At 33.7% G+C, this 11,449-nt stretch carries 12 protein-coding genes and 2 pseudogenes; all 14 read left to right on the top strand.

Annotated features, from left to right (window positions below):
• Nucleotides 1-283, top strand: a pseudogene (locus ACQKN2_RS24155) (contractile injection system protein, VgrG/Pvc8 family); the annotation flags it as partial.
• The gene (locus ACQKN2_RS24150) at nucleotides 283-1,593 is read left to right on the top strand and encodes a toxin C-terminal domain-containing protein (protein WP_427417189.1); all 1,311 of its coding nucleotides are present in this window, start codon (nucleotides 283-285) and stop codon (nucleotides 1,591-1,593) included. The pseudogene ACQKN2_RS24155 and the gene ACQKN2_RS24150, both read left to right, overlap by 1 nt.
• Complete coding sequence (locus ACQKN2_RS24145) at nucleotides 1,586-2,149, top strand: hypothetical protein (RefSeq protein WP_427417188.1); 564 nt, start codon at nucleotides 1,586-1,588, stop codon at nucleotides 2,147-2,149. The genes ACQKN2_RS24150 and ACQKN2_RS24145 overlap by 8 nt, the downstream gene beginning before the upstream one ends.
• A 253-nt stretch (nucleotides 2,150-2,402) precedes the next feature.
• Nucleotides 2,403-2,912, top strand: coding sequence for a hypothetical protein (locus ACQKN2_RS24140; RefSeq protein WP_427417187.1), 510 nt, complete (start codon nucleotides 2,403-2,405; stop codon nucleotides 2,910-2,912).
• A 144-nt stretch (nucleotides 2,913-3,056) separates the two neighbouring features.
• Nucleotides 3,057-3,359 (top strand): hypothetical protein, encoded by a 303-nt coding sequence (locus ACQKN2_RS24135; protein ID WP_427417186.1) that lies wholly within the window; start codon nucleotides 3,057-3,059, stop codon nucleotides 3,357-3,359.
• A gap of 151 nt (nucleotides 3,360-3,510) precedes the next feature.
• Nucleotides 3,511-3,870 carry an HNH/endonuclease VII fold putative polymorphic toxin gene (locus ACQKN2_RS24130; RefSeq protein ID WP_427417193.1) on the top strand — a complete coding sequence of 120 codons (360 nt, stop codon included), beginning with the start codon at nucleotides 3,511-3,513 and terminating at the stop codon, nucleotides 3,868-3,870.
• Entirely contained in the window at nucleotides 3,854-4,351 is a 498-nt protein-coding gene (locus ACQKN2_RS24125) for a YxiF family protein (protein ID WP_427417185.1), read from the top strand. The genes ACQKN2_RS24130 and ACQKN2_RS24125 overlap by 17 nt, the downstream gene beginning before the upstream one ends.
• A gap of 997 nt (nucleotides 4,352-5,348) precedes the next feature.
• A pseudogene (locus tag ACQKN2_RS24120) lies at nucleotides 5,349-6,126 on the top strand (recombinase family protein).
• A gap of 152 nt (nucleotides 6,127-6,278) precedes the next feature.
• Nucleotides 6,279-7,514: an IS110 family transposase gene (locus ACQKN2_RS24115; RefSeq protein WP_427417192.1), complete on the top strand. Its 1,236-nt coding sequence runs from the start codon at nucleotides 6,279-6,281 to the stop codon at nucleotides 7,512-7,514.
• Between the two features lie 213 nt (nucleotides 7,515-7,727).
• Nucleotides 7,728-8,027, top strand: coding sequence for a hypothetical protein (locus ACQKN2_RS24110; protein ID WP_427417184.1), 300 nt, complete (start codon nucleotides 7,728-7,730; stop codon nucleotides 8,025-8,027).
• Between the two features lie 22 nt (nucleotides 8,028-8,049).
• Entirely contained in the window at nucleotides 8,050-8,844 is a 795-nt protein-coding gene (gene imm47 / locus ACQKN2_RS24105) for an Imm47 family immunity protein (protein WP_427417191.1), read from the top strand.
• A 40-nt stretch (nucleotides 8,845-8,884) separates the two neighbouring features.
• Complete coding sequence (locus tag ACQKN2_RS24100; protein WP_427417183.1) at nucleotides 8,885-9,265, top strand: DUF6630 family protein; 381 nt, start codon at nucleotides 8,885-8,887, stop codon at nucleotides 9,263-9,265.
• Nucleotides 9,266-9,943: 678 nt separating this feature from the next.
• Complete coding sequence (locus ACQKN2_RS24095) at nucleotides 9,944-10,255, top strand: DNA/RNA non-specific endonuclease (RefSeq protein WP_427417190.1); 312 nt, start codon at nucleotides 9,944-9,946, stop codon at nucleotides 10,253-10,255.
• Nucleotides 10,248-10,730 carry an antitoxin YezG family protein gene (locus tag ACQKN2_RS24090; protein ID WP_427417182.1) on the top strand — a complete coding sequence of 161 codons (483 nt, stop codon included), beginning with the start codon at nucleotides 10,248-10,250 and terminating at the stop codon, nucleotides 10,728-10,730. Before ACQKN2_RS24095 ends, ACQKN2_RS24090 begins: the two co-directional genes overlap by 8 nt.
• Nucleotides 10,731-11,449 lie beyond the last annotated feature (719 nt).

Raw genomic sequence — 11,449 nt, 5'->3', positions numbered from 1 at the left:
CGGAGTAGAAGTACATAGTAAGCAATCACTTACACTAAAAGCCAATGATATCACCTTTGCAGGTAAAAGCATTTCGATGAGCGCAACAGAATCTATGCACTTGTCATGTGGCTCCAGCAGTCTCGTGCTAGACGGAATTACCGATATACAGGGACAGATTGTGACAATGGAAGGCTCGAAAAAAGCACCTGTGTCCGTGTCTGATGCATCAGAAGACGGAGCTGGCCTTGAATCTGCCCTAGACGTCATGGGCATGATCCCTCTTGGTGGGGGTGGTGCATAATGGCGAAGAAGGGGAAAGGTAAGAATATAGGTTTTTTTGGAGCGATAAGCAGCCTCCTTGGTAGTATCCCTGCTGTTAGGAGTGCAAAAAAAGCAGCAGGAAAGGCCTTTAAAAAGCAAATCAAAAAGGCGAAAAATAAAAATAAATTAAAGAATCTCTTGAAAAAGCTTAGGAAGAAGCGTAAGAAAAAGAGAGGTAAGTTTTTTACAAAGGCCAGGAAGCTTAGAAATAGGCTATCCAGGAGAAAATTGGTCAGGAAGTTTAAACGGGCTGTGAAAAAAGCAGTACTTACAGTAAAAAAAGCAACTGTTAAGCAAGGAACTAAAAAGGCCAGCAATGCGACCAAAGCTGCTGTCAAACAAGTCAAAAAGAATGAAACAGCTCAAAATCTTAAACTAGTTTCTATGGGGTTAAATTACATTCCTGTTTTTGGAAATATTAAAGCTCTATATGAAATGGCCACTGGAAAAGACATGATCACTGGACAGAAAGTCGAAAATCCGCGAGCGAGGTATACCAATTTAAAAAATTCCTGTCCTGCACCGAAAACATATTCAGTGCATGATGGAGAGCCCAAGACAACACTTACGGACTTGCGTAAAGTCTTAAGTACTCCATCAACAGTTTATCCAGATGGTCTAGCTCCGTTTACAGTAATGGGTGCCAATCTAGCTTACGCTTTGCTACTCGAAGATATTGCCACATACGCAAATCCAAACGCTACGGCTGGAGAACGAAATGGAGCAGCTTTATCAATTCTTAATCCTATTGGTAAGGCTGGAAAAGTAAAAAAAGGTGCGGAAGCCTTTAAAGATATGGGGAAAGGTATAGAAGCTGCCCATGACCTTGCCAATAACGCAAACAAGGTACAGAAAACCCAATATACTCAGAAAGAAATAGAGCAACTTGGAGAGTATTCGAAGAAGCAGCTTGATAAGGGTAATTCTAATGATGCATATGGTGGTTATTATCAACGTAAGGAACAAAGAACAGATGATTACAATAATAAAACAGGCGATTGGAAACCTGCTAAAAAGACAACTCCACCCGATGGACCGTATAGAACAGATAAAGAGGCTGATGTAGGTGCGGAAATTTTAGGTTATAAACGGGTTCCTGGGGTAAAATCACATGGTAGAGCAGTTTATACCAATGGAAAGGAGTATATTTCTCCTGATACACCTAGAAAGACAACAGGCTCAACTGATAATGGTGGGGTATGGAAAAAAGCAAATTCTCCAGAGGATCTGTTTAGGAAAGAAACTAGAAAAGGAACATATGATAAAAATTTAAACAGGATTGGTGATTAATATTAATTACTTTTGGCAAATTTCTAAGTATAAAGATGACGAATATCCATTAAATCAACAAGGTGGAAGCCCTACCTGGACATCTGTTTCTGATATAGGAACAAGATATCGCGGGGAAATATTTACAGTAAATGAATATTTAACTATGGAAGAGAAGTTTATTAATGCTATTCAGGTTTTTATGACCTCTTCAACCTCTACTAAATTAATTGTTAAACAACTTGAAAAACCACTAAACTTGGAAGTGATTGAAGATAATATCGTAAAAAAGGGATTTTCCTTGGAAGAATCCAAAGAAATGCTTAATTATTTTCAGATTGTTGAACAGGGCATGAGTTTAAGTTTTGCTGAAGTAGAACTTGTTACTCGCTTGGCTTTAAGGGAGTATATTTGGGTGGAATTAGAATCAGAAACGATGTTTGTAAGATTTGATTATGATTATTATGTTGACATTGGGAGTACTGAGCGATGTAATGAGGCTGTAAAACAAGTATGTGAAATGAACCTGTCAGTTAATCTATGGGACAAACCTTATCCTTTTAGCAGTTCTACTTAAGTAACAGGATACCTTGATTGGCTATTTGAACTTAGCTCTATTTAACGGACAGTTTAATAAAAAGTATTTTTGCAGGCTAGACTGCGATAAGGTGGTTCCGATATTCTGTCGGAGCCATCTTTTTTAGATTCCGTTGTTTACGTGATATATGTAATACCCCGTATATGTATTATTGACTTTCTTAAATAAAAAAGGATCGCTTATCAAGAAAGTTAAAATCCGAATTAGATTTGATTAGAGAGTGAGGATGACTATGAATAACTATATAATATCTTTTATCAAAAAGTTTGATTATTTTTTCGATAAAAAAGAAATCTCAAACATTATTTATTTACATGATGAGGATGATAATGAGAGATTAGACCATGTTCTTTTCCTCGAGAAAGATAATGGTGATGTTATAGGCTTGTATATAAGAGGTATGAATCCGTTAATCTCAGTGAATAGAGTCTACGATTTAGATGACTTTAATTTATTTTCTAGTTATGAGGGATTAATTGAATGCAAGGAAAATATAAAACTCAAAATAGAGTATATAGGTTTGTTCTTTAGCACTCAATACAACGAACTATTGGGTTTCTATTTGGCGAATAACGATGCTTCGAGTTCCATGTTTTTATTATTTTTACAAGATGAAATTTATATGGAAAAGGATTGTAGTAAATACGAGGCTAGTAGGATACTTGAAAAAAGATTTTCGACAGAAGGTTTTATAACTTACGAAAAAAAATGTGAGACCGACTGGAGACAATTAAACTTCTAGTGCCGATTAAGCCTAATATGCTTATGGTGTGTAACAGTATTCGGTGATTACAATGGTGTTAGGTGTAATTAAAACAAATGGAGAGATGGGAGCCATTTTCTAGATAGTATGTAACAGCCATAGTTTTAAAGGGGGAAATAAACAATGTTTGAGGAAAAAGTTAGAGCAGTCTTAGGTGCACGAGCATTACTAGATGATAATGACCCAAGAATTGAGCAGAAATGGGAAGAGCTAATTGTTTTACTAAGTGAAGATGAAAACTTGACTTTGAATTTCTTACAGGTTTGTACAAAAACAGAACTTTCATTTTTAAGTGAGGTTTTTGAAGAAGTGGCATATACTTTGCAAAGTAAAAAGTATATTGAATTACTATATTACCTAGATCAAAGATATCCAGACTTAAATTTAAAGAGAAGTATACAAATTGCTGAGGAGTACATGGATTAAATTTGGGGTATCAAAGTTTTTGAATCCTGCAGAAAAATATTTAATTAAAACTAAATACTTCTATAGAAGGAATAAATAATGAAGTTTTGAGTGAAGAAAGATTAATCCTGATTATTAAGGTTGAAGATAGATTGTTTTTTATTATTAGCGGATTTTAAGATTACAACATAAGGGTACGGGTAAAACTGACAAGGTATTAACAAAAAATGGGGCATTCAGGGATGCAAAGAGAAGTACTGGAATACCTAATTCTTCTCAGCACAAGAAACCTGTTGATGTTTATGATGGAACATCTGAGAATAGGAGAGTATATGAATTTGAAGTAGATGGTAAGAAAAAATATATAATAGAGCACAGAGAAGATAAATTCGGACGAGGTCCTCATTTTCATGGTGCTGACGATTTAAAGGGAAGCCCATTAGAAAAAGGAAGATATAATCAGTATCCTGGGCATTCACCAGAAGATTTTGTTGGTTATAAAAAGAAGGGGCATCATGAGGAAGGTGATTAATTTGAGTAATGATAGAACAACAAAGATGGAGTTGTTAAAAAGAAAAAGTAGAAGGAAGAATTTAATCAAAGAATTAAACTTCATGAATCTTACAGAGGAACCATTTTTAGATATTGAAGATAACGATTTATTTTGTAAGAAAGTATTTTCGGTACTTAACACAAAGAAAAATAAGATTCAATTGCAAGGAGATAACTATAAAGAAAATATTCAAAAATCAATACAGTTGTTAAATGAGATTATTGATAATATCGAATTAACACCCAAAAAAGGAAACCTATTGTTTTTTAGAGAAAATGAAATAGAAGCAGTGTTGATTAATGTTCATGAAGTATTTAGTAACTTAGATAAAGTTCTTGAGTTGACAAGGTTTTCAGTGGGATACGGAGATTTTATACTAGTTGCTGAAGATTTTAATTTTGGTTTGTGTATTGAACGAACGGAATATTTTTATGAGTTTAGTGTTTGGGGACTATCATAAAAATGAAACATATGAGAACCTTGATTGGCTAAGTGCCTTTCAAGGATTTTTCTTAACTCAAAGAAGTTTGTGGTTAAAAAGTAATCTGATATTTGATTCAAAAACTCATGAAGGCTAGACCATCAAGGAGTGCTATTTTAACAATTAAGCAATAAGAGCGAGAATAGGCGAGATGACAATTTATTTACAAGGACCACTTATGGATGGCATAAGCAACAAACACACGAGATTAAACAATCTAAAGGGTTTAAACGCTACACTTGCCATGTGGTAAAAAAGATGTCATACTGTCAGTGCTTAAATAACTTATAAAACTTGCAAATATTATTAAATTTAGAGAATTTATAAACTTAAAGCACTTGATTGTCTATAACAGGCGACAAGTGCTTTTTTACATGTTTAAATACGTAAATTGAAAAGATTACGATTATTTAATTAGTGTACTAAGTATTAAATTTTATTCAAGTACTAGCATACAAGGTGAAGAACAGGTGATGGAAATAGAGGTTTCGATAGATAAGAATAGGCATAAAAAAATAAAAAAACTATACTTGGAACATCAGTGCTATCCAATGTGGAATTACGATGGGGCGAAAACAAAATAATTCTTTGAGAGTTTAGCTTTATGCCTTTCAAGGTTTTTTCTTAACTCAAAGAAGTTTGTGGTTAAAAAGTAATCTGATATTTGATTCGAAAACTCATGAAGGCTGGGCCATCAAGGAGTTCTATGTAAACATTGGTCTAGGAAGAAAAGTGTGAGAATTAGGCGAGATGACATTTTACATGCAGGAGGTAGTTTTGTATGGAATAGTGACTAAATAAACGATAAAGACAAAGCTCGTGGCGATAAACAATGGTTAATGTGAGAGGGAATTGTTTGCTTTATTTAGTCAAATATTTTTAAGGTTGTATTTTTACTAGAGACGGTCGTATAATACTCGCTATTCGTTAAAAAGCGTTACGAAAATTACAATTTATGTAACGGGAGGTTGAGAAATTGAACGTTGTTGGATATATACGAGTCTCGACTCAAGGGCAAGCGAGAGATGGATATAGCTTGAGATATCAAGAAGATGAAATTAAAGCATATTGCAAGGAACAAGGCTTAAACTTGGTCCATATTTTTAGAGATGAAGGAATAAGTGGTGCCAAACTGAATGAGGAAGCACTAGAAATAGATAGGGTGGGCTTACAGGAGATGTTGGCTCACTTTTCGTCTGTCCAAATAGAGTATGTGTTGGTGTTAAACACAAGTCGGTTATGGAGGTCAGATATTGTTAAGGTGCTGATACAACGAGAAATAAAGAAATATAGCTGTGATATTAAAAGCATTGAACAACCATTTTACAGTATCCATAAGAAAGACCCCAATGATTTTTTGGTAAACGGCTTAATGGAGTTATTAGACCAATACCAACGGCTTGAAATAGCACTAAAGCTAACAAAGGGTAGAAATAAAAAGGCAAAGGAAGGTGGGTATGCAGGTGGAAGGGCAACATTTGGCTACATGAAACAAAAGGGTAATAAGGAACTTATTATACACGATAGTCAGGCAGAAGCAGTTAAACGGTTGTTTGAGCTAAAACAGCTCCATAAGAAATGGTCACTGTCTAGGTTCGCAAACAGGTTGAATGAAGAAGGATATAAAACAGCTCAAGGTAAACCATTTACGAAAGTACAAGTGAAACGCATTTTAGACAGAGAAAGTTTTTATCAAGGGGATATATACATATGGACAAATACAAGCAAATGGGAAACACCAAGCAATAATTTGAAAGGTTACCTAAAAAAGGTGCTCATTTTCTTATAAGTTCTTATGTAACAGTGAAAATAGATAGGCTTTCGTACCAATGCGCACCAGTTGGTGAACGCTCGAACTAAGGTTGCCGGTATTTTCATTCATAAAAAATAAATAGGAGAATGTATGATGCACGAAAAACAGAAACAATTATATATTGGAGTGGATTTACATAAGCATCACCATGTAGCGGTGATTATTGATTGTTGGCATAAGAAATTAGGCGAAATAAAGTTTGAAAATAAACCATCTGCTTTTTCAACATTTTTACTGGATATTTATAAATATATGGAAGATGGTTTGACACCTATTTTTGGTTTAGAAGATGTTGGGGGCTATGGACGAGCATTAGCGCAGTTTTTGGATGAGCACGGACAAGTTGTAAAAGAAGTTAATCCAGCTCTTTCATACGCTGAACGCAAAAGTCACATGACCACACAAAAAAGTGATAGCTGGGATGCAGAATGTGTAGCCAGAATTTTGGTGAACAAACTAGAGCAGTTACCAGACGCTAAACCACATGATTTATATTGGTCGATACAACAGCTGGTCACTAGAAGAAATGCATTAGTAAAGGCACAAGGTGCTTTAAAGAACCAACTGCATATTCAATTAAGTCACCACTACCCAAGCTATAAAAAGTTTTTTTCAGAGGTAGATGGAAAAACAGCATTAGCGTTTTGGGAACGATATCCATCTCCATCTTGTTTAGAAGGTGTAAGTATAAAACAGTTGACTACATTTTTATTAGAAGTGAGCAACAATACTTGTTCGGTGAAAAAAGCAAATGAAATATTGAAGCTAGTAAAGGAGGACGGGAACACAACAAAAGAGCATCAAGAAACACGAAATTTTTTGGTAGAAAGTATCGTGCGTCACATTTTATTTGGAAAGCAGGAAATGAGCAAGGTGGAAAGAGAATTAAAAACGTTAATGGGCTTACTAGACTTTCAATTAGAATCCATGCCAGGCATTGAACTTGTAACAGCATCAGCTTTAATTGCGGAGATTGGTGACGTAAGACGTTTTCCAAATGCCAACAAATTAGCACGATTCGCGGGGATTGCACCAGTCTACTTTGGCTCTGGTGGGAAAGGCAAGGAACATAAAAGTAAACAGGGAAATCGGGCTCTACACGCTTTATTTTATAACCTAGCAGTCCAACAAGTACAAGTAGCGAAAGGAAGTAAACTGCCTAGGAACCCAGTGTTTCATGCTTACTATCAACGTAAAATTAAAGAAGGCAAGACAAAAGGACAAGCTTTGGTTTGCATTATGAGAAGGCTTGTGAACATTATTTACGGCATGATGAAGCATAAAACAGCCTACGAATTACCCGAAGTAAAAGCGAAAGAAGTAGTTTAATCGGCTTTTAGATAGGTTGTTTTTTTATTAGCGGATTTTAAGATTACAACATAGGGTACGGGTAATAATTCTTCAGGTAGGGATGTTTATGGACCTTATTATGGTGAGGCGAAAAAATTACACGAAACTAAGCCTGATTGGTATCCTAACCCTGATGAATCTAAAATAGTAAAGGGAAAAGAACTAAAAGAAGCAAGAGTAGATTATCAAACGTTGGTTAGAAGAGGAGAACTTGAAAAAGGTCATCATAAGCAAGGTTTATCTTTTGGTGGAGAGAATGTAAGTTCAAATATTAAAAAGACAGGAGAATCGACTATTCGTCACAAAGAAATTGATGAATTAGATTTGGATTTTTATCATGAAATGGGTTATGGTAAAGAAAATGCTAAGATACTAAAAATACATGAGAATGAGAAGGGGGTTATTGTATTTGGTAATAATCCTCAACATACTGAAGTTACTGTTTTTCAAAATAAAGTTTTGAAATGGCAAAAAGAAAATGGCAAAAGATAATTTAATGAAAGTAGGTGCATCTATGGGAGAAACGGGAAATCTTATGAATAGTATATGGTTTGGAGAAAAAACAACTTTAGTCAAATCAGAAATTAAAGAAAAAATTTTGAATTCTGTAACAGAAAAGGAAGTTTTATTTAATTTAATTGAATTATTTAAAACAGGTGATTTTACTCAAAAACCATTATTGTTCCAATTAATGAATCAGACTAGAAATGAATCGGTTTTGAATTTATGTATTAGAATGTTCTTAGCTGTTGCAACACATGATGATTTAAGGGATTCAAATAATCTACGTTTTCTTAGTGAGGTAAATGAAGAAACAGTAAACACTTTTGCATCAGCAGCCATAACATCACTTTCTCTTGATATAATTCCATATTTATTGGCTTTACTTGAAGAATGGGATGAAATCAGTGATACAGCTATTATTATAAGGGATTCTATTGATTCTTTTATTAATTTTGAGGAACAAATTGGTGAAGATGCAACTATAGATGAAATTGGAAATTTCTATTTTAATTATTGTGAGGAAATGGATACAGAGAGTTATTATTTCCAACAAAATTTGGCTTTTCCTGGCGACTTAGCTAAAAAGTTGATACAGCGTGTTTTGATTGCTGCGAATAATGAGGAGCCATTAAAAATGGAATTAATACCTTCTTTATTATCAATTTGGTCCGGTGAAAAAGTACCTGCGGACTACAATACTGTCATAAATGTGAGCAATTATAAAGATTTTATTGGCTATATTGATAGACTTTCAAGTGAAAACTGGGAAAAAGGACAAAAATATTTTTATGGATATAAGCTTTAACTATGACATATGAAAAATAAACAATTTAAATAATTCAGAAATGCAGAGTATATATACAAGTGTATTAGAACATGGAATGCTTACGAAAAAGTTTCTTTATCTTGATTATAAAGGTGAAGATAATTATGAAATTGTAAACTACATTTTAGATTATGAATATGACAAGAATATTGAATTGGCTTCACAAGAAGAGCTTGAGAAGTTAGGAGAATTTGAATATGAGTTTTTACCCGAAAAGATAAGGGAAGTCAACAAAGTCATTTCTTCCAAAGGGTATGGACTATTTTCTTACCCAACTAATGGTGACTTTTACGCTTTATTTATTGTAAAATTAGGGAATAAAAAGAAATTATTAGAAGTGGAACTGCTTGAAGATGAATATATTCCTCGTAAAGAAAGGTTTATCCAGTATTTTCACTAAAAAGTATAATAAGAATGTTTTTTAATGCGAATTTTTGTACTTACAGACTTGTACAAAATGATGGAAACTATAAATTTCATAGGTTGCTTATGGTTAGAACCAAACCATAAGCAACCTTTTTTTATAAAGTAAGAGTATGCGCTCAGTACTCTAAAGACGACACCTTTGTGGACAAAAAAGTATCTCCATAAGCGCAACAGAATACATGCCTTTAATATGTGGCTCAAGAAGTCTTGTCCTCTGTGGTAATATTGCTCACAATAGCACTCCCATCTATAAACGAAATTACTCCCAATATCAAAATAACGGTACGAGTCCCTAAAGGCTATTTATAAGATGGCACCAATCAAGTGGTGGGATAAAGGAGTAGTTGAGGAAATGAAATATGAAAATCCACCAAAAATCTTGTGATGATAATACTGAATTTATGGTAAGTAATAGGGAATGGTATAATCTGGATAAAGTGGATATGGTTCATAAAACGGATATGTCTTATGGTGGAACAGTTGGGTAGATATTTTGTAGCTAAATCTTTAGAGAATGGATTCTAGACTCCGATATTATGAACTTAACCATTATTGTTTCAATCAATTTGCAAGCGAAAAGTTAAAAGAAACCTACTTACTACAAAAAAATCTTTAAAGAGGTGATTAACAATGGAGCTTGACGATCAAGTATATGACCGAATTGTACAATTGTGTAAACGGGGATGAAGGTGGCCATTTGATTGCAAGCATTTTCAAGGGTTCTGGTAATATAGATAACCTTGTTCCAATGAATGGTAACCTAAATAAAGGTGAGTGGAAAAAACTTGAGAATTCGTGGGCTGACGCACTTAAACAAGGAGATGAAGTGAAAGTAAAAATAACCCCTATTTATAAAGGCGATTCAAAACGTCCAGATAGTTTTGAAATTAAGTATCAAATTGGTGAAGATGGTTGGGAGAAAAAGAGATTTGATAATGTACCAGGAGGAAAATTAGATGAATGATGAAAAATTAGGCAGATTATATCAAGAGATTGTTGGAATCATAATAGATACAATTCCTGAGGAGTGGTTAAAGGTATATCTTTATGCCGAAGTGAATGACGGTTCTCAAACAGCTGACTTCTATTACTATCCTAAAGATAATGATAATCCTATTTGTAGTCATGATATTACTGAGCTCTTTACCATAAGTGAAGAGGAGTATTCCGTACATTGGAATCGATTGCTAGATAGCATAAAAGAGTTATGGAGAGAGTTTATCGATAATGATGAAGCGCCATGGACAAGTTTCACATTAATTTTTGATAACACAGGAAAGTTTAAAATAAATTATAGTTATGAAGATCTGTCAAATGCGGACCCCCATGAAATATCGACAATATGGAAATTTGAAAATATGGGTATTGTTCCAAAAAGTAACTCAGGAAAGAAACTTCTAGAAAAGTATCTTCAGACAATTAAAAATAAAGAAAACTAAATATTTTATAAATAATTCATATGGTAAGCCGACAAATGAGAGTGGCTGAAGTGGCGATATAAAGACTACCAAATAAAATTTCTCGATTTATACTTAACGCTTAAAACAATGATAGACACATATTTTTAACTTGTCTATCAAGGATATCCTTAATTTGAATTAATAACTCATGAAGGCTAAGCCATCAAGGAGTGCTATTTTTATAATAAAGCAATAAGGGCGAGAATAGGCGAGATGACATATTACTTACAAGGGCTACTTATTGATGTCATAAGCAACAAATACACGAGATTAAACAAGCTAAAGGGTTTAAACGTTACGCTTGCCATGTAGTAAAAAAAGATGTCATACTGTCAATACTAAAATAACTTATAAAACTTGCAAATATTATTAAACTTAGAGAATTTATAAACTTAAAGCACTTGATTGTCTATAACAGGCGACAAGTGCTTTTTTGCATGTTTATATACGTAAATTGAAAAGATTACGATTATTTAATTAGTGTACTAAGTGTTAAATTTTATACAAGTACTAGCATACAAGGGGAAGAATAGGCGATGGAAATAGAGGTTTCAAGAGATAAGCTTGTTATAGATTATAAGGATGTACCACATTCAGCATTTTTACGTGTTTATATGGTGGGAATGCAGAAATATAAAGTGAAAATGAAGATATATAGTGGAACATATAGCTATGAATTGCACATACGGAAAAGTGAT

The sequence above is a fragment of the Lysinibacillus sp. NPDC093688 genome, from assembly GCF_050280145.1.
GTDB classification, from domain to species: domain Bacteria; phylum Bacillota; class Bacilli; order Bacillales_A; family Planococcaceae; genus Lysinibacillus; species Lysinibacillus xylanilyticus_B.
This window is presented reverse-complemented; position numbering and strand designations above follow the sequence as displayed.

Bases quoted from the DNA above. Each gene is read 5' to 3' on its own strand.
- ACQKN2_RS24150 (WP_427417189.1), top strand. From the start codon at position 283: ATGGCGAAGAAGGGGAAAGGTAAGAATATAGGTTTTTTTGGAGCGATA.
- ACQKN2_RS24140 (WP_427417187.1), top strand. From the start codon at position 2,403: ATGAATAACTATATAATATCTTTTATCAAAAAGTTTGATTATTTTTTC.
- ACQKN2_RS24135 (WP_427417186.1), top strand. From the start codon at position 3,057: ATGTTTGAGGAAAAAGTTAGAGCAGTCTTAGGTGCACGAGCATTACTA.
- ACQKN2_RS24125 (WP_427417185.1), top strand. From the start codon at position 3,854: ATGAGGAAGGTGATTAATTTGAGTAATGATAGAACAACAAAGATGGAG.
- ACQKN2_RS24115 (WP_427417192.1), top strand. From the start codon at position 6,279: ATGCACGAAAAACAGAAACAATTATATATTGGAGTGGATTTACATAAG.
- imm47 (WP_427417191.1), top strand. From the start codon at position 8,050: ATGGGAGAAACGGGAAATCTTATGAATAGTATATGGTTTGGAGAAAAA.
- ACQKN2_RS24100 (WP_427417183.1), top strand. From the start codon at position 8,885: ATGCAGAGTATATATACAAGTGTATTAGAACATGGAATGCTTACGAAA.
- ACQKN2_RS24095 (WP_427417190.1), top strand. From the start codon at position 9,944: ATGACCGAATTGTACAATTGTGTAAACGGGGATGAAGGTGGCCATTTG.
- ACQKN2_RS24090 (WP_427417182.1), top strand. From the start codon at position 10,248: ATGAATGATGAAAAATTAGGCAGATTATATCAAGAGATTGTTGGAATC.